Origin of the sequence: Paenibacillus athensensis (assembly GCF_004514475.2) — a bacterium.
In the GTDB taxonomy this organism is placed as follows: Bacteria; Bacillota; Bacilli; order Paenibacillales; family NBRC-103111; genus Paenibacillus_AL; species Paenibacillus_AL athensensis.
Map to the genome: position 1 here is coordinate 116,980 of NZ_MYFO02000010.1, position 24,465 is coordinate 141,444.

Genomic DNA, 24,465 nt, shown 5'->3' on the forward strand with positions numbered 1-24,465 from the left:
GTTGTGGATATATTTGCGGAATATTTTTTTCAGCGGGCGCTGCTCGGCGGCATTCTCATTGCGCTGACGGCTCCGCTGATGGGCATTTTTCTCGTGCTGCGGCGGTTATCGATGATCGGCGATACGCTGGCGCACGTCTCGATTGCGGGCGTGGCGCTCGGCTTTTTGCTGAATGTGTATCCGATTGGCGTCGGGCTGGTGTTTGCGCTGCTGGCGTCGTTTGGCATTGAATGGCTGCGCAGCGCGTACAAGACGTATGCGGAGCTGTCGATTGCGATTATTATGTCCGGCGGCGTGGCGCTCGCTACGCTTTTGTTTACACTGGGCAAAGGCTTTAACATCAACGTGATGAGCTATTTTTTCGGCAGTATTTATACGCTGGACAGCACCGATTTATGGGTTGTGTTTGGTGTATGCGTGCTGGTGGTCGCTGTGATCGCCGTGCATTTTAAAGAGCTGTTTCTGATGTTTTTTGATGAAGACGCAGCGAGCGTCAGCGGTTTGCCTTTGCGTTTTTATAACATTATGATTACGATGCTGACGGCGCTCGTTATTTCCGTGTCGATCAAAATTGTCGGCGCTTTGCTCGTCTCCGCACTGCTGACGATTCCGGTTGCTTGCAGCCTGCTGATTGCCCGCAGCTTCAAGCATTCCGTATTTTGGGCGGTGGTGTTCTCGGAAATTTCCGTCATCGGCGGCCTTGTTGCGGCCGGAGTCTGGGATTTGGCGCCGGGGGCGACCGTCGTGCTAACGTTGATTGCCCTGCTGGCCGTCATTATGATCGTGAAAAGAGGCTTGAAAGCATGAACATCTGGATTGCCCTGTGGGCCGGTATCGCTTCTTTTATTTCGCCCTGCTGCTTGCCCTTGTATCCTTCCTATCTGTCGTACATTTCGGGCATCTCCGTCAGCGAGCTGAAATCCGGTCAGACGACGGCTGCGGCGCGCCGGCAGACGATGCTGCATACGTTAAGCTTTATCGTCGGATTTTCGATCATTTTTTATGCGCTGGGGTTGACTGCGGGTTTTCTCGGCAATTTTTTCCTTGATTATCGCGGCTTGATCCGCCAGCTTGCAGCGATTCTGATTTTCATTATGGGCTTGTTCCTGCTCGGGATTTTTCAGCCGCAATGGCTGATGCGTGAGCGCAAGCTGCAATTGAAATGGCGTCCGGCGGGCTACATCGGATCGGTGCTGATCGGCATGGGCTTTGCGGCCGGCTGGTCGCCGTGCATCGGACCGATTCTTTCGGCCATTCTGGCCCTCGCCACGACGGAGCCGGGGACGTGGTTCCAACTGACGACCGCCTATTCGCTGGGCTTCGCGATTCCGTTTTTCGTCCTGTCGTTTTTCATCGGCTCGACGAAATGGATTTTGCGTTATTCCAACATCATTATGAAAATCGGCGGCGCTTTGATGGTGCTGATTGCGATTCTGCTGTATTCCGGCAAAATGACGCAAATTACGCTGTGGCTGAACGGCGTAACGCCCGATTGGCTAAAATTTTAGCGCCCGGCTGACCCGCGGCGCTTTTTTCTTTTCGATACATGGTGGCTCATGTAAAATATTCGATTTTCGCATCCGGGAATTTGTCAAAAATCCGTTCCGTAATAAACTCGCGCAGCGCGTTCGCCTGCTCGTCGGGATAGACGTATTTGCCTTGGCCCCAGCGGCCCCATTTGTACTTGCGTTTTTCCTCGTCCATTTCCAGCTTGGTTTTCGGGTAACGCTTCTGGATGACGTTTTTCGCCGTTTTTGTAAAGCGGTGCTGAATCATTTCGAAGGTCAGATCGGTGGTCGCCTCCGGCGGCAGCGAAGCGTACAGCTTGTCCAACAGCTCGGCGTAGCCTTGCTCCCAGCCTTCATGCCAGATGATCGGAGCAATGATGAAGCCCAGTGGGTAACCGGCCCGCGCGACTTTCCCCGCCGCCGCAATGCGTTCCTCGAAGCGCGAGGTGCCCGGCTCAAAATGCTTGATCACATAATCGGCGTTGACGCTGAAACGGAACCGGGTATGCTTGTTGTGCTTGGCGTCGAGCAGGGAGTCGACGTGATGGTATTTGGTGACAAAGCGAAGCCGGCCGAGCGGCTGCGTCCCCATAAATTCGATCAGCTCGCGCAACGAGCCGGAAATGTGCTCCAGTCCGACGGGATCGGACGTACATGCCGCTTCGAAGCGGGTAATCTCCGGCGCGCGTTCCTCGATATATTGCTTGGCAGCGCCGATAATATCGTCCGTGTTGACATAGACGCGGATATAGGGCTTGGCGCCAAGCGTGGTTTGCAGGTAGCAGTAATGACAGTGGCCCATGCAGCCCGTGGCGATCGGGATCGCATATTCGGCCGACGGCTTGGACGTATCGAACTTCAAGGTTTTGCGTATGCCGACGACGAGCGTGCGTTTGGCGATCCGGTATTTCTCCAGCTCCGATTCGCCGGGCAAATCGCGAATTTGATTGTGCGATGTGGTCATGTGAATGTCGAGCTTTTGCTCGCGGGCCCATTCGAGAATACGCTGCCCCTTGGGATAATTCAGCGCATCCGGTTCAAAATAAACCAGCTCCGGCACAAACACCAGGGTGCTTGGCGCGGCTGGCGTCAATAGCTGTGTGGACATCGGGCGGGCTCCTTTCGTCATGCGTCTGGAAGTGACGGTTTCCCGCTTAGTGTGCGCTGCGCCGCGCACGGCGAGCCGTGGCAATTATACACTTTGCCGGACAAGTCATTTGACCGCGTCCGTGCTAATGGATTATGATAGTAAGGATATATGGTGGAATAAAGGCTGGCAGGGGGACTTGACGAACATGGCTGCTACTCCTAGCATGGAGGATTATTTAGAGAGAATTTACAAGCTCATTGACGAGAAGGGCTATGCCCGCGTCTCCGACATTGCTGAAGGGCTTGAGGTACACCCCTCGTCCGTAACGAAAATGATTCAGAAGCTCGATAAGGACAACTATTTGATTTATGAAAAATATCGCGGGCTGATGCTCACCTCCAAAGGGAAGAAAATGGGCAAGCGTCTGGTAGACCGTCACCAGCTGCTGGAGGATTTTCTGAACATCATCGGTGTGCAAGCCGATAATATTTACAAGGACGTCGAGGGCATTGAGCATCACTTGAGCTGGGATTCCATCACCTGCATCGAGACGTTGCTCGAATATTTCCGCCGCGACGGCCAGCGGTTGGAGAATTTGCAGCAGCTGCGCCGGGAGTTGGATGCGGACAGCTAAGTCTGCCGTCATCTTGAGAACTGAATAGGGAAGTTGAAAACCTGCGCAAGCAGGTTTTTTGCTGTTTATCAGCTGGGGCTGGGCGGCGGATAAATACGCAGTTGCTGAACGGTTTAACGGTGTGATAGGGTAAGAGAGTAGTCCTGCGCGAACCCCAAGCGCACATGAAAATCCCGGGAGGTTCGCGCAAATGCTGCGGAAGCGGTGAAACGCTTGTCCCGCAAGGGATCATGCGATTGCAGGACGCTCGGAGCGAGAGTTTCGGGCGCGTGATGACCTGTCAAACGGCCCCTCATTGAGAGGTTCGCGCAAATGTCCTTACAAACCCTTGCTGGACAAGGGTTTGTAAGGGGTGCTGTCGCTCCCCGTGCGGGAGCGTGGATTGAAACTGCGCCGATGAGAGAAAACTATCGGCAGCACTTGGGGTCGCTCCCCGTGCGGGAGCGTGGATTGAAACCGTAAGGTTTTGCGTCGTTACCGAACCGTTGAAGTCGCTCCCCGTGCGGGAGCGTGGATTGAAACATGAACGTACGGTAGTTGGTTAAAGGAGTCATCCAGTCGCTCCCCGTGCGGGAGCGTGGATTGAAACGGGTTACAATCTGTAGGGTAACAGGTAATTCATGGTCGCTCCCCGTGCGGGAGCGTGGATTGAAACAATAATTTTGACGGTTTTGTCCCCATTGCTAAGCAGTCGCTCCCCGTGCGGGAGCGTGGATTGAAACTTGTTCGTGTATAATGGGATTCTATCCGTTGCGGGATTCGTCGCTCCCCGTGCGGGAGCGTGGATTGAAACCCCTTGACATTTTGAGTTGATTATGCATTGCGAACCGTCGCTCCCCGTGCGGGAGCGTGGATTGAAACCACGTGAAACATTTTATTTATGGGCAAAAAGATGAGTCGCTCCCCGTGCGGGAGCGTGGATTGAAACTTAGCGAGCTGTTGCGATGATTTGTCAATCGTGACGTCGCTCCCCGTGCGGGAGCGTGGATTGAAACATCGATCTGGACCGCATGACATCCGGCTTCCAGCGTCGCTCCCCGTGCGGGAGCGTGGATTGAAACATCGAAGATCAAACGGTGTTCAAAGGAACTGCGGTCGCTCCCCGTGCGGGAGCGTGGATTGAAACACCTGTAGAATATGACCACGCCGCCCATCTTGGCGTCGCTCCCCGTGCGGGAGCGTGGATTGAAACAGCGCATATCCGTCTGTAAAATAAATGCGCACATGTCGCTCCCCGTGCGGGAGCGTGGATTGAAACGTCCCTATCGACGTAATACGATGTGCTTTCTTTTGTCGCTCCCCGTGCGGGAGCGTGGATTGAAACAAAAACGATGCAGATATTCAGCGATTCATTAATTATCGCTTCCCACGCGGGAGCATGGATTGACCTTGCCCCGAGTGGAAGCTGGAGCGACACGTACACGCGCTGGCGTTTTTTACTATGTCGGTATCCAGTGTGAGCCTAGTCGTCAAGATTTTTATACTATCTAATCTAGCACTTATTTGGTTGGTGCAATTTGTATTTCAATTTACTTTTTTCTTTTTAATGTAATTTAATGAAAAAAGGAATGTGGAGGCGGGAATTATTAGTGAATTCATCAAGTTGTTAGATGGAAAATGGGGCCAGAGCAGATGGCAAACCAATTTCAGATTCGGACATTCCCCAATTAATCGAACTATCGAAAAGAAAGGCTATAGAAAAAGAAAGCAACAGCACAAACCCTAAATTCCATAGTACTAAGCAGGAACAAGAATCCAAGTTTCACTTTTCTCAAAAGTATAATCGAGAGGTCAGTTTTTATAATGATGCAATTTATTTAGAAACCAGTAGAACCAAAAAATTAAAGAACAATCAAGAGAAATTAGAACAATGCAGGAAAGCAGTTCAAATTTACGATGAATTCAAATCCTTTTGCTACAGTAAAGGATTGTATGGACAACTTTACTTTGATAATATGTGGGAGCATTGCCATAACTCCAAACAAGAATGTTACAAGTTTTATCCAGGCAACAAGGAAGCAACTGGATCAGCTTGAAAATAAAAAGACGTAAATGGAAACTTCACACAGTTGAAACGAAACTTACTGATCTCTCCCACAAACCCGACATACGTACAATCCCTTCCCGCATACATAACAAGGGAGCCCAAAAGGGGCGCTGCCAGATGACGGCTTCGGCGGGGAGAGTGGAGCGATGAAAATTAACGGCGTCTTTGAGGGCGGTGGGGTGAAGGGCATTGCGCTGGCCGGAGCGGTAAGCGCGGCGGAAGCGAAGGGATATACGTTTCATCAAGTAGCGGGGACGAGCGCAGGGGCGATCGTGGCCGCTTTTTTGGCTGCGGGCTATAGCGGTACAGAGCTGAAGACGCTGATCATGCAGATGCCATTCACCTCGTTTCTACAGCGCGCGCCGATTTTCAACACGCGGATTATTGGCCCGGCAGCGCGGCTGTGGCTCAAGAAAGGGCTGTATTCCGGCGAAGCGCTGGAGCATTGGGTGCAGCAAAAGCTGCTGCTTAAAGGCGTGCGCACTTTCGCCGATCTGAAGCTGAATCAGCTGCGCATTATCGCTTCTGATATCTCGCAGGGCAAGCTGCTCGTGCTGCCTGACGACATTGCGCAATACGGCATTGATCCGCTCAAGCTGTCGGTAGCCAAAGCGGTGCGGATGAGCACGAGCATTCCGTATTTTTTCGATCCCGTGATGATTCGCAAAGCGCCGATAGGCGCAGAAAAAGGCCCCGGCAAGCCGGAGCCCTTCAAGCAGCAATTCGTCTATATCGTCGACGGAGGATTGCTGAGCAACTTTCCTTTATGGGTGTTTGACCGCGAAACATACGTTGAACGCGTTCCCGTCGTCGGTTTTCAGCTCGTTGGCAAAAGCACGAATGCCATGCACGTAATCAACGGGCCGATTTCGATGTTCCAGGCATTGTTTGAGACGATGCTCAGCGCCCACGACGAACGTTACATCGAGCAGCAGAACCGCTTTCGGACGGTGAAAATTCCAACGTTAGGCGTGCGCAATACCGATTTCAATTTGTCGGAAGAAACCAGTCTGGCGCTGTACGAGTCGGGCTATGCCGCTTCCGATTACTACTTTCAGAAGTGGTCGCGCGAAATGTACGAAAAGCAGTATGAAAAATACGTGCTGCGCAGACCGTAGCTTAATGATATTTCGGGAAATCGTCCGGATCGTTGCCCTTGTTGCCGTTGATGACCCGGAACTTGCCATTTTTGCGCCGGCGCTTATCGCCAGGGGAGCTTCCCTTGAACAGCGAGCTGAGCTGCCAGCGGTTCGGCGGATATTTGTACAGCAGGTAAATCAAGCCTAGCACAAGAATCGGGATGAATATCGTGGCCCAACTGCGCAGCAACCCAATGATCATCAGGGCAAAAATGACGTAGCTGATCCCATTCATTCGCTTTCTCATGCGCGTCCCTCCATAATTCGTTGTTCGGCCTCCCGCATCCGGTTGAAGGAAGCAATGGATACTTCAACCTGTTCGTCGAAAGGCTCCTTGGTCGTCAGCTTTTGCAGCCACAAGCCGGGATAACCGAGATAACGCAGCACCGGCACCTCGCGGAGCGAGTTGGTAAATCGCAATACCTCGTAAGAAACGCCGATGACGACCGGCAGCAGGATCAAGCGCTGCACGACCCGCTCCAGCAAATTGTCATAATGCAGGAACGAATAAATCACGACGCCGATAATGACGGTAAAGACGATAAAGCTGCTGCCGCAGCGGTAATGCAGCGTGTTGAACTTTTGTACGTTCGGCACGGTCAGCTCGACGCCCGCTTCATAAGCGCTGATCACTTTATGCTCGGCGCCGTGGTATTGAAAAAGGCGTTTGATCATCGGCGTCAGCGAGATGAAGTAGATGTAGCCGACGAGCAAAATAATTTTGATCAGGCCCTCTATCAGATTATGAAGAATTTGATTGCTGAATGCATTTTTGAACAGAAATTGCTCAATAACCGCCGGGACAAGCGTAAACACGAATTTACCGAACAAAAACGACAGCACGCCGACCACCGCCACGCCAAGCAGCATCGAAATATTGCCGATCAGCCCTGGCTTCTCGTCTTTCGCCGCGCCTTCCGCGCCGTCTTCCTCCTGATCGGCAAACGCTTCCGCCGAAAAGTTCAAATGCTGCGCGCCTTTGGCGCTCGATTCGATAATGCCGACGATGCCGCGCACGAACGGAATTTTTTTCAATGCCTGGACCCACGGTATATCTTTTCTCGGCACCTCCAGAAAATCCAGAGATCCGTCTTTTTTGCGAACGGCCGTAACGTGTACATTCCTTCCCGCAAACATGACGCCCTCGATCACGGCTTGTCCGCCGTAAATGCTGTTTTGCTCCGACACAAATCCACCTTCTTCACATAAGTACTGTTCGATGAACAACGTTTCTCTATATATTGTAACGGATTCGCGGGTTGAATGCTACCGATAGCCGCAGAACATACTATTCCTGTTAAGGAAACAGCAAGCAGTCTGCGTAGAGAAAGGATAGCGATGCCATGAATGCGACAACCGCGAAACCGATGAAAACCAACCGTTTGCTTTTTGCGCTGTACATCGGCTTTTTTGCTGGCCTGATCTGGGGCGCACTGAAAATCGTTGAGCACTACCTCAAATTCACCGACATCGTCGTCGGCTTGTTCGTCGAACCGTTTTACCGGCACGATTATTTGTCCAACTGGCAGGGCGTGCTGATCGGCTGGGCCGCGTTTATTGGCTTTTCCGTGGTGGCGGCGTTTTTGTACGCGGTGACGATGTGGAAGCTGCCCGGGCCTTGGTGGGGGCTGGGATACGGTGCTTTCTGGTGGGCCGTCATTTATTTGTTCGTAGGGCCGCTGGCCGGGATGGTGTATTGGATTAACGCCTATGATTGGAATACAATTTTGACCGACGGGTGCCTGTTTTTGCTGTGGGGCATGTTTATCGGCTATTCGATTGCCGTGGAGTATACCGACGAAAGGTCAAGAGAACCTATACACAACACATGAAAGTTATGGTAAAATGGCTACGTTAAAATGCGCGTAGGGGGTTTTTTCGTGAAACAGGTGCTCGTCATTAACGGACCCAATCTCAACATGCTCGGTGTGCGCGAGCCGGGGGTATACGGCAGTCTGACGCTGGCGCAAATTACCGAGCGGCTGGAGAGGTTGGCCGGGGAGCTTGGCGTGGAGCTGGAATGTTTCCAGTCGAATCATGAGGGCGCGATCATCGATAAAATCCACGAGGCGTTTGGCGCGAAGAACGGGATTGTGTTCAATCCCGGCGCGTTTACGCATTACAGCTACGCGATCCGCGATGCCTTGGCCACGGTGCAATTGCCGTGCATCGAGGTGCATATTTCCAACATTCACAAACGCGAGGAATTTCGTCACAAATCGGTGATTGCGCCTGTGGTGATCGGGCAAATCGCGGGTCTGGGCGCGAGCGGCTACGAGCTTGCCCTCCGGGCTTTGCTGGAGCATATGTAAACCTGAAGGAACGGGGGGATTCGGATGCAGGAACAGCGCATTCAAAGGCTGCGTGAGCAGCTGTCGCAGCTGGATTTGCCGGCTTTACTTGTGACGAACGCCTACAACCGCCACTATGTGACCGGATTTACGGGAACGGCCGGTTATGTGCTGGTGACGCAGGAGCGGGCGATTCTACTCACCGATTTTCGTTATATGACGCAGGCGCCGCAGCAAGCGCCGTTGTTCGAGGTCATCGAACATAAGCCCAAAGTGCTGGAGACGGTGCTGGAACTGCTGCGCAGCATGGGTATAAGCCGGCTTGGCTTTGAGCAGACCGTCGTTTCGTATGCCGACTATGTCGCTTACGGCGAAGCGCTCCCCGGCATCGAGCTGGTCCCGACAGGCCGGATTGTCGACAAGCTGCGCCAGATCAAGGACGCGGCGGAAATCGCGATCCTGCAGGAAGCCGCCGATCTGGCCGATGCGACGTTCACGCATCTGCTCGGATTGCTGCGTCCAGGCGTGTCCGAACGCGAGCTGGCGCTGGAAATCGAGCTGTTCATTCGCAAAAACGGCGGCACGTCGACCTCGTTTGATACGATCGTTGCTTCGGGGGAACGCTCTGCGCTCCCGCACGGCGTAGCCAGCGACCGTTTGCTGCAAAAGGGCGAGTTTGTCAAAATGGATTTTGGAGCGTATTATAAAGGATATTGCTCCGATATTACCCGCACGGTCGTATTGGGGCAGCCGACGGACAAGCACCGGCTTATTTATGACATTGTGCTGGAAGCACAGCTGCGCTGTCTGGACGGGCTCAAACCCGGCATGACCGGAGCCGAAGGAGACGCTTTGGCCCGCGATGTCATTGCCCGCCACGGCTACGCCGACCATTTCGGTCACGGGACCGGCCACGGACTCGGCATGGAAATTCACGAGTCGCCGCGGCTGTCCCGGACGGACGATACGATTTTAACACCCGGCATGGTTGTAACTGTAGAACCTGGCATCTACCTCCCCGGCTTCGGCGGAGTGCGGATCGAAGACGATGTAGTGCTGACCGACACCGGAATTAAAATACTTACCCATTCTACCAAAGATTTCCTTATCATTGATTAGCGGAGGGACAAACCAGTGATTTCAGTTAACGATTTCAAAACAGGTCTTACCATCGAGGTCGAAGGCGACCTGTTCACGGTGATTGACTTTCAACACGTGAAACCGGGCAAGGGCGCGGCATTCGTGCGCACCAAGCTGAAAAACCTGCGCAACGGCAACACCGTAGAGCGCACATTCCGCGCTGGCGAGAACGTAGGCCGCGCACACATTGAGAACCGCGCGATGCAATACCTGTACGCTGCCGGCGACGAACACACGTTTATGGACAACGAAACGTATGATCAAATCGCGTTGTCGCAGGATCAGCTCAAATGGGAGCTGAACTTCCTGAAAGAAAACATGATGATTCAAATCATGAGCTATCAGGGCGAAATTCTTGGCATCAACCTGCCGAACAGCGTTGAGCTGAAGGTCGCTGAAACCGAGCCGGGCATTAAAGGCAACACGGCGCAAGGCGCAACCAAGAAAGCCAAAATGGAAACGGGCCTGAACGTTCAGGTTCCGCTGTTCATCAATGAAAACGACGTGCTCCTGATCGATACGAGCGACGGCAAATACATTTCCCGCGCGTAAGGTGCGGGCATCGCGAAACTCCGGCTGCGGGCAGCCGGAGTTTTTTTGCATAAACCTAATCAGTTGGGGAACGCGCCGCAAGCCGGACGGTTTGCGGACTGCCGCCGTATTTTGTTGCCAATTGCTGTGGCAAATGTGCTATAATACTGTATTGTTATGCACTAGTATGCGTAGGGAGTGAGTCAGCTTTGTCTCTTGTTGTGATGAAATTCGGCGGAAGCTCTGTTGGTGATGCGGAGCGGATGAAGCGTGTAGCGAAAAGAATTGTGGAACGAAAGCGTGATGGGCATTCGTGCGTCGTGGTCGTCTCGGCGATGGGAGATACAACCGACGACCTGATCGACTTGTCCAAGCAAATATACGACGGCGCTCCCCCGGCCCGCGAAATGGATATGCTGCTGACAACCGGCGAGCAGGTTTCCGTATCGCTGCTGTCGATGGCCATTCAAGCTTTGGGCGAGAAAGCCGTATCCTATACGGGCTGGCAAAGCGGTATTTATACCGAAGCGGTGCATGCGAAGGCGCGGATTACGAATATTCAGCCGCATCGCGTGCTCAAGTCGATTGAAGAAGGCAACGTTGTGATCGTCGCCGGTTTTCAGGGCATGACGGAGGAAGGCGAGATTACGACGCTCGGCCGCGGCGGCTCCGATACGACGGCTGTCGCGCTGGCGGCAGCAATCAAAGCCGATTTATGCGAAATTTATACCGACGTGGACGGCGTGTATTCCACCGACCCGCGCATTGTCAAGGTAGCGCGCAAGCTCAATGAGGTTTCGTATGACGAAATGCTGGAGCTGGCCAATCTGGGCGCAGCCGTGCTGCACCCGCGCGCTGTGGAATATGCCAAGAACTACAATGTCACCCTCGTGGTGCGTTCGAGCTTTACGTACAATGAAGGAACCCATGTCAAGGAGGAAGCTGTGATGGAGCAGGGAATCGTCGTTCGCGGCATTGCTTACGATAAAAATGTGGCGAGAATCAGTATTTTGGGAGTTCCGGAAAAGCCGGGCCAGCTGGCCAGCGTGTTCAGCGCATTGGCGAAAGCGCAAATCGACGTGGACATTATCGTGCAAAGCGGCGTCATCGCTGGCTCAGCCGACTTCTCGTTCACGACCTCCTTGTCCGATCTGGATAAAGCGCTGCAGGTGCTTGAAGGCATTCGCGAGTCGATCGGCTTCCGCGAAGTGACCTCTCAGGTCAATCTCGTGAAGGTGTCGATTGTCGGCGCAGGCATGGTCAGCACGCCGGGCGTCGCAGCTACGATGTTCGAAGTCATTTCCAAGCTGGGTATCAGCATCAGCTTGGTCAGCACGTCTGAAATCAAAATTTCCTGCGTTATCGACGGCTCCCAGCTGTCCGAAGTCGTGCGCGAGCTGCATACAGCGTACGGCCTGGACACCAGCGAGCAGGCGTTCGTCGGCGGACCGTCCGAGCGCCGCTAAGCGCTTGTTGGCATCCGCGGCTTGGCAGGAAACCGGCTATGCAGCAGGCAGGCGGTTAACGGATTTTATCGGCGACAAAATAGGCGAGCTTGAGCAAAAAAGCCGTGATGCCCGCCGCCATCAGCGGACCGACCGGAATGCCGCGCAGGAAGACGATGCCCAGGATCGAACCGATAACAAGACCCACAATTAATTGTGGGTCTATTTTTAGTAGCTCCAGTCCTTTGCCGTTCATATACGTGGCAATCGCTCCGCCGGTCAAGGCAATGATGCCGGGCCAGGTCGTAAATACCGAGACGATGTCTTTAAAAGAAATCCGTTCGCTGGCAAACGGCACAAGCACCCCGAGCGTCAGGAACAACAGCCCCAGCTCCAGACCGCGTCGCTCCATCGACGGCAAATAGCGGTCGAGACCGAGCAGCTTGACGGCCAGCAGCAAGCAGGCGGCGGTTGTAATAATGTGTGAGCGGCCCAGCAAGCCGACTACGATCAGAATGACGAGAACCATTTCGCCGTTCATGGTCCAACCCCTTGTCTCCCAGTATCCATCCTAGTTTATGAGCAGGGGGCTTGTTTAGAACCGCTGGAAAATGCGGTGACCAAGTGGCCGGCGCATCAATAGCGAGTTGGATCAGCGTCAGCGGTCACCAAGCTTTAGAACTGGGGAGCCGTGAACGGCACCATCACATGGCTGCGCAGCATCGGAACGAGCGCTGTGCTGTCGACTTGCGCGCAAAAGTCGACGTCGGAGCGAAAGCCAAGCTTGCACAGCCTTTTGCCGTTGGCGCAGCCGAGCAGCGCATCGAGCAGGCGATGCCGCTCCTGGAGGTAGCAGGCGCGCATGGCCAAGCCGAAGTCGTTGACGTTCGGCGTCGCGTCGCTGCTGCGGGCCGTCGCCAGCAGCGAATCGACGAGCAGTCCGGCGCAAAGGCCGTCCTCCAGCGCAAACACGTCCTGCGTGCCCGCGCAGATGATGACGACATCGCGTTTAAGCGAGACGGCGGCTGCCGCGCACGACGTAGCGTTGACAAGCGCGCCGGCAAGCACATGCTCGGCCTTTTGCGCCTTGTGGATGCCGCGCGTGCCGTTGGTCGTCGTCAGAATGACCCGGCGTCCGCCAACGGCTTGCGCGGTATAATCGGCTGGCGAGTTGCCGAGGTCGAAGTCGGGAATTTTTTTGCAATAACGCTCCCCTCCCAGCACCTCCGCGCCGGTCTGCTGCTCGCGGGCCTGCAATACCGTCTCGGCAGGCAGCACGCCGGTTGCGCCATTGGCCAGCGCCGCGACCATCGTCGTCGTTGCGCGCAGCACGTCAATGACGATCACGGTTTTGTGAAGCAGCTCGTCGGACCGGGCTTCGCCGATCGAGCCGATAACATCGATGTTCATGCGATTAATCCTTTCTTGCGCCAAAAGACAGCGTATCCGAACGCAGTCCTCTCCGTAAGGCTTCGAGAGAAATAATATCCTGCGAGCCGATATTCCCCAGATGTACGTCCGGACCCAGCGTGCGCAGCAAATGCACCTGCTGCTGCTTGAGCGGCGCTTCCCACAGCAGCAGCTGTGGCTTGGGCACCGATTGCAGCACTTGCTCCAGCTCCTCGTCCCGGCAGTTGCCGTTTTCGTCGAAGATGCCGACGCCGACGCCGGATTCCCGCGCTTCGATCGTCACCAGCTGTGCGCCAAGCTCGGCATCGAGCGTAACCGTCTCGATCAGCTCCTCCAGCTCGATCGTCGAGCCCCAGCCCTTTTTACCGTATTCCGTAAGGACCTCCAGCCCTTCCTCCAACCCGCGGCGAATCAGTTCGCTGCGCAAGCTTCGTCTGACTTCAATCGTCCCGTCCGACACCTCTACTCCGGTAAAACCCAGATTCGTGATCATATCGAAAAAAGCGTCAATCGCCTGCTGGGCAATCGCCACCTCCAAAAACGTTCCGCCCGGGTACACCGTGATCCCGAACGAATGGGCCATTTCGATTTTGCGCTTCAGCAGCGGCTGCGGATAGAGCGGCGACGTGCCGAAGCCGATTTTGATCAGATCCATATGCTCGCCGGACGTATGCAGCAAGTCCTCAAAGGCATTCAGACCCAAGCCCTTATCGATGACCATAGTTTTACCGGTCGATCTGGGCTTTGCTTGTCTTCGCCCTGTCGGATCGGCAAGCACGGGATTCCATTGTAAATGAGAGGTCAGTTCCATCGGGTATTCTCCTCGCTATCCCTCGTGGGTAATTTTCTGGATATCATATGCAATTTAGGCGGGCGTGGTGCCGTTATGCCTAAAACCAGACGAGTCCGCATAAGGTAGGGTAACGGCAAGCGGCAGCTTGGCTTGCGCCCGCAACGGCCGTCAAAGGAGGCGACTACCGTGATCAATAAAATTGTGCTCAGCATGGCCGCGCTGCGGCTGTTGTCGGGCAGTCTGGAGCTGCTGGCGGCTATTGTCATGCTGCGCTTCAATCAAATCGACAAAGCGCTGCTGATCAATACCGGGCTTGCCCTTGCAGGTCCGCTCATTCTATTAACTACCACTACCATCGGTTTGGTAGGCATTGCCGAGAAACTGTCATTTGGCAAAATGCTGTGGGTGCTGGTCGGCGTAAGCTGTATCTTTATCGGGATTTTGAAAAAGTAGCGGTCATATTTCTTTCTATCAGGCATACATTTGAAATATAGAAGACTGGACAACTTGGAGGCTTGGAACCCATGCTCATCTCGCTCGCGCCGATTTTACCCCCTTCACTCAAAAAGCTGCTGCTGGCGCTGCCTGAAGACGTACAGGCCGGTTTGGAAGAAATCCGCATCCGCGAGGAGCGGCCGCTGGAAATCGGCTTTGGCGGGGCCGGATTTGCTTTCGTGACTCCGCAGGGCGATCTGGCCGCCGACGCTGGTCAAGCATACCGGCCCGGTCGCGAGGAGTGCCGCGCGCTCCTTGAGCTGCTGACCAATCATTCCGTATATACCTTTGAAGAAGAGCTGCGTCGCGGCTACATTACGATTGCAGGCGGTCATCGGGTTGGACTGGCCGGTCGCACGGTGCTGGAGCATGGCGGCGTCAAGCTGATCCGCGACGTCGGCTCATTCAACATCCGGCTCGCCCGCGAGCTGCCCGGCGCAGCGCGCCCGGTACTGCCGCACCTGATGGACCCGGCGGCGCGCTCGGTGCACCACACGCTGATCATTGCGCCGCCACAAGCCGGCAAGACGACGCTGCTGCGCGACCTCGTCCGGCTGATCAGCCGCGGCGAATGGCCGCAGCCGCCCGCAGCCGCGGGCTTTGCAGGCGGCTTGGACGGCGCGTGGCGTGCGGGTGGAGCAGGCGGCGTGGCGGCGATAGCGTCGCAGGCGGCGGGCGCGGAAGCGGCGGCAGAGCGTCGCAGCGGCGTGCGGCTTGACGGCGACGCAGGCGGAGGCGGCTACGGGGCGGTCGCAAGCGGGCTGAGCGCAGACGGGGCGGTCCGCGTGGCGGTCGCAAGCGGGCTGAGCGCCCGCGTCCCGGCAGCGCCCGCGGCCCCCTTCGCCGGCGATTCCGGCGTGCTGCCCGGCTGGCCGGCGCGCAAGGTCGCCGTCGTCGACGAGCGCTCGGAGCTGGCCGCTTGCGTCAAGGGCGTGCCGCGCTTCGATCTCGGGCCGCGCACCGACGTCATGGACGGCTGTCCGAAGGCCGAGGGGATGATGATGATGATCCGCTCGTTATCGCCGGACGTGCTTGCCGTCGACGAGATCGGCCGCCGCGAGGACGCCGCCGCCGTGCAGGAGGCCGCGCACGCCGGCATCCGCGTCATCGCCACGGCGCACGGCGCAGACGCCGCCGACATCGGCCGCCGGCCCGCGCTGCGCGAGCTGCTCGACGAAGCGCTGTTCACGCGCCTCGTCGTGCTGGAGCGGCGCCGCGAAGGGCGCGCCCCGCTGCGCGTGTGCGACAGCGCCGGGCGGACGCTGTTTGCCGTCGATGCAGCCGTCGCCGCCGGAAGGGGAGGATAAGCGATGCTCAAGCTTATCGGAGCGCTGCTCGTCGTTGCAGCGGCCGCACTGGCCGGCTTCACCGTCGCGCTGCATTACAGCCGCCGGCCGCAGCAAATTCGCCAGCTCATGCACGCGCTGCAGCGGCTGGAGACCGAGATCGCCTACGGGCTCACGCCGCTGCCGGAGGCGTTCCAGTCGGTCGCCCGGCAAATCGCCGATCCGCTGGCTGCGCTGTTCCGGCTGGCCGCCGAGCGTCTGCTCGCTGCCGACGGCAAGCCGACCCGCGACGTCTGGAACGAGTCGGTACGCGAGGTCTGGAAGCGCACCTCACTTCGCGCTCCCGAGCGGGAAGCGGTGCTGCAGCTCGGCGGCGTGCTGGGCTTGTCCGATCGCGACGATCAGATCAAGCATCTGCGCCTGACGGTGAACCAGCTTGCCGCCGAGGAGGAAGAATCGCGCGAAGAACACCGCCGCTACGGCAAGATGTGGAAAAGCCTCGGCGTCCTCATCGGAGCATTGATCGTGATCCTGATGTATTAAGTGAGGTGCCCGGAATGAACGTAGACGTGAACGCCATTTTCCAAATTGCCGGCATCGGCATTATCATCGCGATGATTCATTCGGTGCTCAAGCAAATGGGCAAAGAGGATATGGCGCATTGGGTGACGGTCATCGGCTTTGTAGTCGTGCTGTTTATGGTCGTCAGCATGCTGGATCATTTATTTAAAGAAATCAAAACGATTTTTCTTTTTCAATAGACGGAGCTCTCACCTATGGAAATCATTCAAATTGTCGGTCTCGGGCTGATCGTCACCGTCCTGTCGCTGGTCATCAAAGAACAAAAACCGATGTTCGCTTTCCTGCTCGCCGCCTTCACCGGCATAATCATCTTCCTGTTTCTGATCGGCAAAATTTCCACGGTCATCCACGTGCTGGAAGACCTGGCGCAGCAGTCGGGCATCAACATGGTGTTTCTTAAAACGATTCTCAAAATCATCGGCATCGCCTACATCGCTGAGTTCGGCGCGCAGATCGTGCGCGACGCCGGTCAGGAATCGATTGCTTCAAAAATCGAGCTGTCCGGCAAAATTCTCATCATGGTGATGGCCATTCCGATCATCACGGTCATTATCGAGACGGTAGTCAAGCTGCTGCCGGCTTAACGAAGGAGCTGAAGCGCGCGTGCCGCTGCCACATTCGCACTATTCGCTGCGCCATCGCTGGTGGCTGCTGCTGCTGGTCGCAGCAGGACTGTGGATCGGCTGGAACGGCTCCAGCCAGGCCGAAGGTCCGACCGATGCGATCATCCGCGAGCAGGCCGGACATCTGGATACCGACCAGGTCGAGCAGTACTGGAACAAGCTGATGACCGATTACGGCGGGTATTTCCCGGAGAACCGCACGCCCGGGTTCATGGATTTGCTGCTTGGTAAAATGGGCTTCAGCATTTCCGGCATATTTCGCGGACTGCTCGGCTATTTCTTCCACGAAATATTGAACAACGGCAAGCTGCTCGCTTCCATCGTCGTGCTCACCGTATTCAGCATGATTCTCGAAACGCTGCAAAGCTCCTTTGAAAAAAATACCGTCAGCAAGCTCGGCTACTCGCTTACATACATGGTGCTGATCATCATTGCGATCAACAGCTTCAGCGTCGCTATCGGCTACGCCAAAGCAGCGATTACTTCCATGATCGAGTTCATGATGGCGGTCGTGCCGCTCCTGCTGACGCTGCTGGCGTCGATGGGCAACGTGACGTCGGTGGCGATCCTGCATCCGCTGATCGTCTTTATGGTCCATGCCACCGGCACAGCGATTTACATTTTCGTATTCCCGCTGCTGTTTTTCTCCGCCGTGCTGCACATCGTCAGCTCGCTCAGCGAGCGCTACAAGGTGACGCAGCTGGCGAATCTGCTGCGCACCGTCAGCCTGAGCCTGCTTGGCGTGTTCGTCACCGTGTTCCTCGGCGTGATCTCCGTGCAGGGAGCGGCCGGCTCGGTGCGCGACGGCGTGACGATCCGCACGGCCAAGTATGTGGCAGGCAATTTCGTTCCGGTCGTCGGCCGATTGTTCTCAGATGCGACGGAAACCGTCGTCGGCGCTTCGCTGCTGGTCAAAAACGCGATTGGCTTGACCGGCGTCGTCATCCTGATCCTGCTGTGCGCCTTTCCGGCGATCAAGATTTTGACGCTGGCGCTGATTTATAACGTTTCGGCAGCCATCATGCAGCCGCTGGGCGACAATCCGATCATTGCCTGCCTGCAGACGATCGGCAAAAGCATGGTATACGTGTTCGCTGCGCTGGCGGCTGTCGGATTGATGTTTTTTCTGGCGATTACGATTATGATCGCGGTCAGCAACGTGTCGGTGATGATGCGCTGACAGCGGACGGGCGGGCAAGCAAGGGACAACGGAGCAACGGACCAGACGAGCAAACCGGCAGGCCGGCAAGGAGCACAGAGGAACAATGGGCAGGCGGGTTCAAGTCGGATACCAAAGACTCGTTGGGCAAACCGCACAACGCGATTCCCGGCTGAAAAGCCCGGCAGCAAGCCTGTAAGCAAGTTAGGAAGCAACCTGACAAACTCGCTTGGCAGCAAGCCCGGAAAGCAAGCTCGGCAAGCAAGCTCGGAAAACAAGCCCGGAAAGCAAGTCCGGAAAGCAAGCTCGGCAAGCCGCATGCGGAAACAAAATCCCGCGGTCAGGTCGGGCGGATGAGTCCCGCCGTCACACGCAAAGAAAGAGTTGGACGAGGCGGACGCAGCACGCACAAAGACGGCAGCGGGCGATAAAGAAGCGACGTCGGAAAGGGGGAAGCTTGCGATGGAGTGGTTGGGCGGCTGGCTGCGCAATATCGTCCTGGTCATTATGCTGGCGACGTTCGTCGATATGCTGCTGCCGAGCAGCGCCATGCAGCGTTATGTGAAAACGGTCATGAGCCTGTTCATCCTGCTGACGTTGCTCTCGCCGGTCATCCAACTCCTGCAGCACGGCTGGAGCGTTGACTCGCTGCTGGCGGCAGCCGAGCGCAAGCAGGAGCCGGCAGCCGGCAGCGGCGCACAGGGCGCAGCCGGTTCGGGCAAAGGCGCGCCGCTGCCATCGCTCGCTGAGATCCAGCGCGCCGCCGACCGGCTGAAGGCCGAGGGCGCGAAGCAGTCGCAGCAGCTCGTCGAGACCCAACTGGCCGCCATGATCAAGGACGATTTGCAGGCGCAAACGTCCCTGGGCGTGGCCAGCGTGCAAGCGAGCGTGCAGCTCGCCGGCGACGGTACGCCGTCCGTCGCCGCTGTGCGGGTCGTGCTGCGCGACCCGCCGGATGGCGGCGGCTCCGCAGGCGCCGCTGACGGCGCCGCGCCCGCATCCGGCGGCGGCACGGCCAGCGCCGCCCGCACAGCGGCGGCTCCGCAGGCGCCGCCGCCAAGCCATCGCGTTGACATAGCCGCGATGGAGCCGGTTCGCCCGATCGAGCCGGTGCGGATCGGGCAAGCAGGCGGCGCCTCCGCAGGCGCCGCAAGCTCCGGCAGCGGCTCCGCCGGCGCTGCCGATGCCGCTGCTGCGGCGTCGGGCGCGTCGCTGACGCCGCAGCAGCAAGCCGAGCGCCGCAAGCTGGCCGAGCGGCTGGAGGTGCAGTGGCAGGTCGCGGCCGCAAAGATCGACATCCGCATCGAACGCGGAGCGAGCCGCTGGTAGGCGGGCCACGGCGGGCAACGACATAGCAAGCAGGAAACGGGGTGAACATGATGGGGAAATGGTGGCAATGGATGGAGCACAAGCTGGGCGGCGGCCCGGGTGGCGGCAAGCGCAAAAACACGTTCCTGTGGCTCGTGCTGCTGGGGCTGACGGGAGCGGCGCTGATGCTGATCAATTCGTTTATAACAATCAAGGATGTAGATCCCATCAATGAGGGCCGCGCTTCTCCGCCACCGGCCAGCTCGGCGGCATTCGCCGGGAGCGCGCCCAAGGAACAGTCCGCTTTTCACGATTATGAAGAAGCTTACCAGAACCAGCTCAAGGATATTTTGCAAAAAATCGTCGGCGTCGGCGAGGTCGAGGTGCTGGTCACCATCGAATCGACGGAGGAAGTTACCGTGGACAAAAACTACAACGATCACCAGCAGATGACCACGGAGCGGGACAATAACGGAGCCAACCGCAGCATTTCCGAAGTGACGCGCAGCGGCGAAGTTGTGCTGTACCAGGTATCGGGCGACCAAAAGCCGCTCGTGCTCAAATATATCAAGCCGAAAATTCGGGGAGTCGTCGTCGTCGCCAAAGGCGCCGAGAATCTGACGGTCAAAAAGATGATTACCGAGGCCGTCGAGCGCGGACTGGACGTTGCGCCGCACCGCATTTCCATTTTGCCGCGAAAAACGGGGTAATGCATATTCTAGCCATATCCTACATATGTAATCTATAAATCTCTCATTTTTAAGGAGGAACAAGAAGATGAATGCAAAAAGACAAACGATTTGGCTGGTATCGATGCTTAGCTTGATGGTGGTGCTGTCCGCCTATTATTTGTTTACGGAGGATGTGAATAAGCTGGATCTGGCTTCGACAGAAGCCGTCAGCAATCCGCAAGAAGTGAAAATCGATATGAGCCAGGACGCCGCACTTACAGCCGGCAAAGATGCCGCTTCGGCCGACGCTCAAGCGGGCGCGAAGACCGACGTCAAAGCCACCGACGCGCAAGCCAAAGACCGCCAAGCGACCGACACCCAGGCAGCGGATGCTCCGACGACAGCCAAAGCCGATTCCGACGCGCATGCGAAGGCCGACGCCAAAGCCGACGCTCAGGTGCTGTCCAAGGTGGAAGCGCAAATGACGTCGTCCAGCGACTACTTTACGAATGCCCAAATGCAGCGCCATGAGGATCTGCGCAAGAAAACCGAAGAGCTGATGACGACGATCACCGATCCCAAGCAAAAACCGGAAGCCGTCGCCGCAGCCAATAACGAGCTGGAGCAAATCTCCGGCAATCAAGAGAAAATCGAGCGTCTGGAAGAGGTGCTCTCGCAGGATTTCGACCAAGCCATCATTACGCAGGATGGGAACAAATGGAAAATTACCGTACAAAGCGACAAGCTGGACAAAAGCCAAGGTGTGACAATTGTCGACATGGTGATGAAAGAGCTGGGCGCCGCGCCGGAAAATATCAAAATCCAATACGTGCGTCCTTAAAGGGAAACGAGCCCGCAAAGCGGCGCAAAAAAAGCATGGCGCAAGAAAGAGTCCGGCAAAACTGGACTCTTTCCATTTCTTGCGTTTATGGTTATAATACTAACGTTGCGGGTGTATGAACCGTTACAAGCGGTTCACCAACTTTGAAGGAGTGACTTTGGATGTTCAAATTAAGTGAGATCAAAGAACTGATCAAACTGGTGGATCAGTCTTCTTTACAAGAGCTAGAGATTGAGAATGAAGGCGCTCGCCTGATGATTCGCAAACCGAACAAAACGGAATCCGTGCTGGTGACCTCTGCGCCGGTTCAGCATGCCTATGCGCCTGCGCCAGTTGCCGCGCCAACGCCGCAAGCAGCTGTCGCTGCGGAAGCGCCTGCCGCGCCTGCGGCTGCAGCGTCCAAGCCGGTCGACGCTTCTTTACATACGATCACTTCGCCGATGGTAGGCACATTCTATCAATCCGCTTCGCCTGGCGCTGCTCCTTTCGTGAGCGTGGGCTCCCGGGTGAACGACAAAACCGTCGTCTGCATCGTGGAAGCGATGAAGCTGATGAACGAAATCGAAGCCGAAATCAAAGGAGAGATCGTGGAAATTCTCGTAGACAACGGTCAGCTCGTCGAGTACGGCCAGCCCCTCTTCTTGGTAAAGCCGGAATAAGCTTGTTGACTGGGAGGGACAATCATGAACTTTCATAAAATTCTCGTTGCGAACCGCGGCGAAATCGCCGTTCGCATCATCCGTGCCTGCCGCGAGCTCGGCATCTACTCGGTAGCCGTGTATTCCGAAGCGGACCGCGACGCGCTGCACGTCAGACTTGCCGACGAAGCGTATTGCATCGGACCGACGGCGTCCAAGGACAGCTACCTGAACTTTACGAACCTGATGAGCGTCGCGACGCTGACCGAATGCGACGCCGTTCATCCAGGCTACGGCTTCTTGGCGGAAAACGCCGACTTCGCGGAAATTTGCGAAAGCTGCAACATCACCTTCATCGGCCCTTCGCCGGACGCGATCAGCCGCATGGGGGACAAGTCGGTCGCCAAACAGACGATGAAGGAAGCGCGGGTGCCGATCATTCCCGGCTCCGATGGTCTGGTCGAAAGCGTGGAAGACGCCATGTCGATCGCCCGCGACATCGGCTATCCGGTGATCATCAAAGCAACGGCCGGCGGCGGGGGCAAGGGCATCCGCATTGCCGACAACGAAGAAATGCTCGTTCAGCAGATCACGACGGCGCAGCAAGAGGCGCAGAACGCCTTCGGCAATTCCGGCGTCTATCTGGAGAAGTATTTGACCGGCATGAAGCACGTTGAAATTCAGATCATCGCCGACAAGCACGGCAACGTGGTCCATTTGGGCGAACGCGACTGTTCGGTGCAGCGACGCCGCCAGAAGCTGGTCGAAGAAGCGCCGTGTCCGATTCTGACGCCGGAGATTCGCGCAGCGATGGGACAGGCCGCCGTACGCGCGGCGCAAGCCGTCAATTACTCCGGGGCCGGCACGCTGGAATTTCTGCTCGGACCGGACGGCAACTTTTACTTCATGGAGATGAACACGCGGATCCAAGTTGAGCATCCGGTTACGGAAATGATCACGGGCGTGGATATCATCAAGGAAATGATCCGTGTCGCTGAAGGGCAGCCGCTTTCTTTTACGCAAGATGACGTCAAGATCAACGGCTGGGCCATCGAATGCCGGGTGAATGCCGAAGACCCGAACCGCAATTTCATGCCTTCTGCGGGCCAGATCAAGTTTTACCTGCCTCCGGGCGGCTTTGGCGTTCGCGTCGACAGCGCCGCTTATCAGGGCTATACGATTCCGCCGCATTACGATTCGATGGTGGCCAAGCTGATCGTGTGGGGCAAGGACCGCGAAGACGCGATTGCGCGCACGAAGCGGGCACTAAGCGAATTTGCCGTCGAAGGCGTCCATACGACGATCCCGTTCCATTTGAAGCTGCTGGAGCACAAAGTGTTTATTTCCGGCCAGCATGATATCAAATTCCTCGAAGAACACGACGTGAACGATCCGGAATCGTAAAGACAATCATTTGTCATATTTTCAGCCAAATGGTATAGTAATAAATTAAGACGGCTTATCCCACGTGTGAACAAGCGCGTGAAACTCTAGGGAGGTGCCACATGAGCACAATCGCACCGGATTACGTGAAAACCGATATGGGCAGCATCCAGATCGCACCCGAAGTGATCGAAATCATCGCCGGTCTGGCTACCGTCGAGGTTCAGGGCGTAGCGGGCATGAGCGGCGGATTCGCAGGCGGCATTGCCGAGCTGCTGGGACGCAAGAATTTGTCCAAGGGCGTGAAGGTGGAAGTGGGACACCGTGAAGCGGCGATTGACGTTTCCATTATCGTCGACTACGGACATCGCATCCCGGAGGTAGCCAGCGATATTCAACAGAATGTCAAGCAAGCCATCGAATCGATGACCGGACTGAGCGTGGTGGAAGTGAATGTACACATCCATGACGTGCATTTCAAAGGTCTCGACAAACCGGTTGAAGAAGAAGCGGCCGCACATCGCGTCAAGTAAGCCGCCGGCATAAGAATCCTCAGAAACCCCCTACAGGTTGCAGGGGGTTTCCTCTAATATAGGAAGGGGACGAGCATTCGTGATAAAAATTGTTGACCGTTTCTTGCTGCTTATTTACAGCTTGATCGTCTTCGCTGCTTCCATTGTGGTGCTGTTCGCTACTTTCGGATGGATCGACAAATCGGATGCCGACAGCGTCTTGAGCGATTTGTATACGGATGATCGGGTTGCAGTAACGGCGATTATCATCGCTGCCGTCATTCTGCTGATCAGCGTTCGTTTTCTGTATGTCAGCTTGCGCCGCAGCCGCTCGCAGACGCCTTCGATCGATCAGCGCACCGATTACGGCGATATTCGCATTTCGCTGGAGACGGTGGAGAACCTGTCGCTGAAGGCGGCGGGACGTACGAAGGGCGTCAAGGACCTGCGCGCCCGCGTCAAGGTCAGTCCGGCCGGACTGGAAATTTTGATCCGCACGGTTGTCGACGGCGAAAGCTCGATTCCCGATATGACCGAGGAGATGCAAAACGGAGTCAAGCGTTATATCGAAGACATTACCGGCATTCCGGTCGCGTCTGTTACCGTATACGTCGCCAATATCGTGCAGTCGGCGCCCACCTTTCGAAGCCGGGTTGAATAAGGGGTAAGGGGTGAACCCACTCATGGGAAATGAGCTGTGGGAGCAGCATAAGGGGAAGCTGATCGGGGTCGCAGCGGGGCTTTTATGCGGCGTCATTTATTTGATTTGCGGATTTTGGGATATGCTGGTGTTTGCCGGCATCGTCCTGCTCGGTTATTACATCGGCGGCAAGCTGGATCGCCGCGAGCGTTTTCTGCTGCTGGAGGATATCTGGCGCTATGTGACGCACAAATGGAGAATGTTCCGCTGAAATCCCTGGTTCGTCCAAGGATTTTTTT

At 56.2% G+C, this 24,465-nt stretch carries 30 protein-coding genes and 1 CRISPR repeat array; of the genes, 24 read left to right on the forward strand and 6 right to left on the reverse strand.

Translation table 11 applies throughout. From position 1 onward, the window contains the following. Positions 1-3: 3 nt before the first annotated feature. Positions 4-807 (forward strand): metal ABC transporter permease, encoded by an 804-nt coding sequence (locus B5M42_RS17785; RefSeq protein ID WP_134753018.1) that lies wholly within the window; start codon positions 4-6, stop codon positions 805-807. After that, a complete protein-coding gene (locus B5M42_RS17790) occupies positions 804-1,508 on the forward strand; it encodes a cytochrome c biogenesis CcdA family protein (RefSeq protein ID WP_134753020.1) in 705 nt (234 codons plus the stop codon). The genes B5M42_RS17785 and B5M42_RS17790 overlap by 4 nt, the downstream gene beginning before the upstream one ends. A gap of 46 nt (positions 1,509-1,554) precedes the next feature. On the opposite strand, the gene splB is transcribed toward B5M42_RS17790, so the two are convergent. Further along, positions 1,555-2,616, reverse strand: coding sequence for a spore photoproduct lyase (splB, locus tag B5M42_RS17795; protein WP_134753022.1), 1,062 nt, complete (start codon positions 2,614-2,616; stop codon positions 1,555-1,557). Between the two features lie 187 nt (positions 2,617-2,803). Here splB and mntR point away from each other — a divergent pair, with 187 nt between their 5' ends. From mntR to B5M42_RS17810, 3 genes are all read left to right on the forward strand, one after another. Beyond that, complete coding sequence (gene mntR / locus B5M42_RS17800) at positions 2,804-3,232, forward strand: transcriptional regulator MntR (protein ID WP_134753024.1); 429 nt, start codon at positions 2,804-2,806, stop codon at positions 3,230-3,232. A 357-nt stretch (positions 3,233-3,589) separates the two neighbouring features. Continuing rightward, a CRISPR array of direct repeats spans positions 3,590-4,556; the repeat unit is 32 nt; unit sequence GTCGCTCCCCGTGCGGGAGCGTGGATTGAAAC. 286 nt (positions 4,557-4,842) lie between these two features. After that, complete coding sequence (locus B5M42_RS17805; protein ID WP_134753026.1) at positions 4,843-5,268, forward strand: hypothetical protein; 426 nt, start codon at positions 4,843-4,845, stop codon at positions 5,266-5,268. A gap of 157 nt (positions 5,269-5,425) precedes the next feature. Next, complete coding sequence (locus B5M42_RS17810; protein ID WP_134753028.1) at positions 5,426-6,397, forward strand: patatin-like phospholipase family protein; 972 nt, start codon at positions 5,426-5,428, stop codon at positions 6,395-6,397. A gap of 1 nt (position 6,398) precedes the next feature. Here B5M42_RS17810 and B5M42_RS17815 read toward each other — a convergent pair whose 3' ends face one another. Together B5M42_RS17815 and B5M42_RS17820 are read right to left on the reverse strand one after the other, a co-directional pair. Continuing rightward, the gene (locus tag B5M42_RS17815) at positions 6,399-6,665 is read right to left on the reverse strand and encodes a hypothetical protein (protein WP_230632986.1); all 267 of its coding nucleotides are present in this window, start codon (positions 6,663-6,665) and stop codon (positions 6,399-6,401) included. Next, entirely contained in the window at positions 6,662-7,555 is an 894-nt protein-coding gene (locus B5M42_RS17820) for a DUF1385 domain-containing protein (RefSeq protein ID WP_268999264.1), read from the reverse strand. Before B5M42_RS17820 ends, B5M42_RS17815 begins: the two co-directional genes overlap by 4 nt. A gap of 206 nt (positions 7,556-7,761) precedes the next feature. On the opposite strand from B5M42_RS17820, the gene B5M42_RS17825 reads away from it, so the two are divergent. The 5 genes from B5M42_RS17825 to B5M42_RS17845 all read left to right on the forward strand — a co-directional run bounded on the left by B5M42_RS17825 (position 7,762) and on the right by B5M42_RS17845 (position 11,846). Then, entirely contained in the window at positions 7,762-8,250 is a 489-nt protein-coding gene (locus B5M42_RS17825; RefSeq protein WP_134753032.1) for a YqhR family membrane protein, read from the forward strand. Between the two features lie 48 nt (positions 8,251-8,298). Further along, positions 8,299-8,730 carry a type II 3-dehydroquinate dehydratase gene (aroQ, locus tag B5M42_RS17830; RefSeq protein ID WP_134753034.1) on the forward strand — a complete coding sequence of 144 codons (432 nt, stop codon included), beginning with the start codon at positions 8,299-8,301 and terminating at the stop codon, positions 8,728-8,730. A gap of 24 nt (positions 8,731-8,754) precedes the next feature. Then, positions 8,755-9,828: a M24 family metallopeptidase gene (locus B5M42_RS17835; protein ID WP_134753035.1), complete on the forward strand. Its 1,074-nt coding sequence runs from the start codon at positions 8,755-8,757 to the stop codon at positions 9,826-9,828. Between the two features lie 15 nt (positions 9,829-9,843). Next, a complete protein-coding gene (gene efp, locus B5M42_RS17840; RefSeq protein WP_134753037.1) occupies positions 9,844-10,401 on the forward strand; it encodes an elongation factor P in 558 nt (185 codons plus the stop codon). Between the two features lie 188 nt (positions 10,402-10,589). Further along, positions 10,590-11,846, forward strand: coding sequence for an aspartate kinase (locus B5M42_RS17845; RefSeq protein WP_134753039.1), 1,257 nt, complete (start codon positions 10,590-10,592; stop codon positions 11,844-11,846). A 55-nt stretch (positions 11,847-11,901) separates the two neighbouring features. Here B5M42_RS17845 and B5M42_RS17850 read toward each other — a convergent pair whose 3' ends face one another. From B5M42_RS17850 to comA, 3 genes are all read right to left on the reverse strand, one after another. Beyond that, positions 11,902-12,366 (reverse strand): DUF441 domain-containing protein, encoded by a 465-nt coding sequence (locus B5M42_RS17850; protein WP_134753041.1) that lies wholly within the window; start codon positions 12,364-12,366, stop codon positions 11,902-11,904. A gap of 134 nt (positions 12,367-12,500) precedes the next feature. After that, positions 12,501-13,235 carry a 2-phosphosulfolactate phosphatase gene (locus tag B5M42_RS17855; protein WP_134753042.1) on the reverse strand — a complete coding sequence of 245 codons (735 nt, stop codon included), beginning with the start codon at positions 13,233-13,235 and terminating at the stop codon, positions 12,501-12,503. Between the two features lie 4 nt (positions 13,236-13,239). Next, complete coding sequence (gene comA / locus B5M42_RS17860; RefSeq protein ID WP_134753045.1) at positions 13,240-14,046, reverse strand: phosphosulfolactate synthase; 807 nt, start codon at positions 14,044-14,046, stop codon at positions 13,240-13,242. 168 nt (positions 14,047-14,214) lie between these two features. Between comA and B5M42_RS17865 the strand changes: the two genes are divergently transcribed. From B5M42_RS17865 to B5M42_RS17930, 14 genes are all read left to right on the forward strand, one after another. Then, the gene (locus tag B5M42_RS17865; RefSeq protein ID WP_134753047.1) at positions 14,215-14,481 is read left to right on the forward strand and encodes a YqhV family protein; all 267 of its coding nucleotides are present in this window, start codon (positions 14,215-14,217) and stop codon (positions 14,479-14,481) included. A 71-nt stretch (positions 14,482-14,552) separates the two neighbouring features. Beyond that, positions 14,553-15,830: a stage III sporulation protein AA gene (locus B5M42_RS17870; RefSeq protein ID WP_230632988.1), complete on the forward strand. Its 1,278-nt coding sequence runs from the start codon at positions 14,553-14,555 to the stop codon at positions 15,828-15,830. A gap of 3 nt (positions 15,831-15,833) precedes the next feature. Further along, complete coding sequence (gene spoIIIAB / locus B5M42_RS17875; RefSeq protein ID WP_134753049.1) at positions 15,834-16,352, forward strand: stage III sporulation protein SpoIIIAB; 519 nt, start codon at positions 15,834-15,836, stop codon at positions 16,350-16,352. A 14-nt stretch (positions 16,353-16,366) separates the two neighbouring features. After that, a complete protein-coding gene (gene spoIIIAC / locus B5M42_RS17880) occupies positions 16,367-16,570 on the forward strand; it encodes a stage III sporulation protein AC (protein ID WP_029197158.1) in 204 nt (67 codons plus the stop codon). Between the two features lie 15 nt (positions 16,571-16,585). Further along, the gene (spoIIIAD, locus tag B5M42_RS17885; protein ID WP_134753051.1) at positions 16,586-16,975 is read left to right on the forward strand and encodes a stage III sporulation protein AD; all 390 of its coding nucleotides are present in this window, start codon (positions 16,586-16,588) and stop codon (positions 16,973-16,975) included. A gap of 19 nt (positions 16,976-16,994) precedes the next feature. Beyond that, positions 16,995-18,194, forward strand: a complete 1,200-nt coding sequence (gene spoIIIAE / locus B5M42_RS17890) for a stage III sporulation protein AE (protein ID WP_134753053.1) — start codon at positions 16,995-16,997, stop codon at positions 18,192-18,194. A 441-nt stretch (positions 18,195-18,635) separates the two neighbouring features. Beyond that, positions 18,636-19,502 carry a stage III sporulation protein AF gene (gene spoIIIAF / locus B5M42_RS17895; protein ID WP_134753055.1) on the forward strand — a complete coding sequence of 289 codons (867 nt, stop codon included), beginning with the start codon at positions 18,636-18,638 and terminating at the stop codon, positions 19,500-19,502. 50 nt (positions 19,503-19,552) lie between these two features. Continuing rightward, a complete protein-coding gene (gene spoIIIAG, locus B5M42_RS17900) occupies positions 19,553-20,191 on the forward strand; it encodes a stage III sporulation protein AG (RefSeq protein ID WP_134753199.1) in 639 nt (212 codons plus the stop codon). Between the two features lie 67 nt (positions 20,192-20,258). Continuing rightward, complete coding sequence (locus tag B5M42_RS17905; protein ID WP_134753057.1) at positions 20,259-20,993, forward strand: SpoIIIAH-like family protein; 735 nt, start codon at positions 20,259-20,261, stop codon at positions 20,991-20,993. 161 nt (positions 20,994-21,154) lie between these two features. After that, a complete protein-coding gene (accB, locus tag B5M42_RS17910; RefSeq protein WP_134753059.1) occupies positions 21,155-21,652 on the forward strand; it encodes an acetyl-CoA carboxylase biotin carboxyl carrier protein in 498 nt (165 codons plus the stop codon). Between the two features lie 24 nt (positions 21,653-21,676). After that, positions 21,677-23,035, forward strand: a complete 1,359-nt coding sequence (accC, locus tag B5M42_RS17915; RefSeq protein WP_134753061.1) for an acetyl-CoA carboxylase biotin carboxylase subunit — start codon at positions 21,677-21,679, stop codon at positions 23,033-23,035. Between the two features lie 101 nt (positions 23,036-23,136). Then, positions 23,137-23,547 (forward strand): Asp23/Gls24 family envelope stress response protein, encoded by a 411-nt coding sequence (locus B5M42_RS17920; protein WP_134753063.1) that lies wholly within the window; start codon positions 23,137-23,139, stop codon positions 23,545-23,547. 79 nt (positions 23,548-23,626) lie between these two features. Then, positions 23,627-24,187 carry an alkaline shock response membrane anchor protein AmaP gene (amaP, locus tag B5M42_RS17925; RefSeq protein ID WP_134753065.1) on the forward strand — a complete coding sequence of 187 codons (561 nt, stop codon included), beginning with the start codon at positions 23,627-23,629 and terminating at the stop codon, positions 24,185-24,187. A 22-nt stretch (positions 24,188-24,209) separates the two neighbouring features. Then, on the forward strand, positions 24,210-24,437 hold the full coding sequence (locus B5M42_RS17930; protein ID WP_134753067.1) for a DUF2273 domain-containing protein: 228 nt from the start codon (positions 24,210-24,212) through the stop codon (positions 24,435-24,437). Positions 24,438-24,465 lie beyond the last annotated feature (28 nt).

Excerpts from the sequence above, each read along its gene's own strand:
- B5M42_RS17790 (WP_134753020.1), top strand. The coding sequence starts at position 804 with ATGAACATCTGGATTGCCCTGTGGGCCGGTATCGCTTCTTTTATTTCG.
- splB (WP_134753022.1), bottom strand. The coding sequence starts at position 2,616 with ATGTCCACACAGCTATTGACGCCAGCCGCGCCAAGCACCCTGGTGTTT.
- mntR (WP_134753024.1), top strand. The coding sequence starts at position 2,804 with ATGGCTGCTACTCCTAGCATGGAGGATTATTTAGAGAGAATTTACAAG.
- B5M42_RS17805 (WP_134753026.1), top strand. The coding sequence starts at position 4,843 with ATGGAAAATGGGGCCAGAGCAGATGGCAAACCAATTTCAGATTCGGAC.
- B5M42_RS17810 (WP_134753028.1), top strand. The coding sequence starts at position 5,426 with ATGAAAATTAACGGCGTCTTTGAGGGCGGTGGGGTGAAGGGCATTGCG.
- B5M42_RS17815 (WP_230632986.1), bottom strand. The coding sequence starts at position 6,665 with ATGAGAAAGCGAATGAATGGGATCAGCTACGTCATTTTTGCCCTGATG.
- B5M42_RS17820 (WP_268999264.1), bottom strand. The coding sequence starts at position 7,555 with ATGTTTGCGGGAAGGAATGTACACGTTACGGCCGTTCGCAAAAAAGAC.
- B5M42_RS17825 (WP_134753032.1), top strand. The coding sequence starts at position 7,762 with ATGAATGCGACAACCGCGAAACCGATGAAAACCAACCGTTTGCTTTTT.
- B5M42_RS17835 (WP_134753035.1), top strand. The coding sequence starts at position 8,755 with ATGCAGGAACAGCGCATTCAAAGGCTGCGTGAGCAGCTGTCGCAGCTG.
- B5M42_RS17850 (WP_134753041.1), bottom strand. The coding sequence starts at position 12,366 with ATGAACGGCGAAATGGTTCTCGTCATTCTGATCGTAGTCGGCTTGCTG.
- B5M42_RS17855 (WP_134753042.1), bottom strand. The coding sequence starts at position 13,235 with ATGAACATCGATGTTATCGGCTCGATCGGCGAAGCCCGGTCCGACGAG.
- comA (WP_134753045.1), bottom strand. The coding sequence starts at position 14,046 with ATGGAACTGACCTCTCATTTACAATGGAATCCCGTGCTTGCCGATCCG.
- B5M42_RS17870 (WP_230632988.1), top strand. The coding sequence starts at position 14,553 with ATGCTCATCTCGCTCGCGCCGATTTTACCCCCTTCACTCAAAAAGCTG.
- spoIIIAB (WP_134753049.1), top strand. The coding sequence starts at position 15,834 with ATGCTCAAGCTTATCGGAGCGCTGCTCGTCGTTGCAGCGGCCGCACTG.
- spoIIIAC (WP_029197158.1), top strand. The coding sequence starts at position 16,367 with ATGAACGTAGACGTGAACGCCATTTTCCAAATTGCCGGCATCGGCATT.
- spoIIIAD (WP_134753051.1), top strand. The coding sequence starts at position 16,586 with ATGGAAATCATTCAAATTGTCGGTCTCGGGCTGATCGTCACCGTCCTG.
- spoIIIAF (WP_134753055.1), top strand. The coding sequence starts at position 18,636 with ATGGAGTGGTTGGGCGGCTGGCTGCGCAATATCGTCCTGGTCATTATG.
- spoIIIAG (WP_134753199.1), top strand. The coding sequence starts at position 19,553 with ATGGGGAAATGGTGGCAATGGATGGAGCACAAGCTGGGCGGCGGCCCG.
- B5M42_RS17905 (WP_134753057.1), top strand. The coding sequence starts at position 20,259 with ATGAATGCAAAAAGACAAACGATTTGGCTGGTATCGATGCTTAGCTTG.
- accB (WP_134753059.1), top strand. The coding sequence starts at position 21,155 with ATGTTCAAATTAAGTGAGATCAAAGAACTGATCAAACTGGTGGATCAG.
- accC (WP_134753061.1), top strand. The coding sequence starts at position 21,677 with ATGAACTTTCATAAAATTCTCGTTGCGAACCGCGGCGAAATCGCCGTT.
- B5M42_RS17920 (WP_134753063.1), top strand. The coding sequence starts at position 23,137 with ATGAGCACAATCGCACCGGATTACGTGAAAACCGATATGGGCAGCATC.
- B5M42_RS17930 (WP_134753067.1), top strand. The coding sequence starts at position 24,210 with ATGGGAAATGAGCTGTGGGAGCAGCATAAGGGGAAGCTGATCGGGGTC.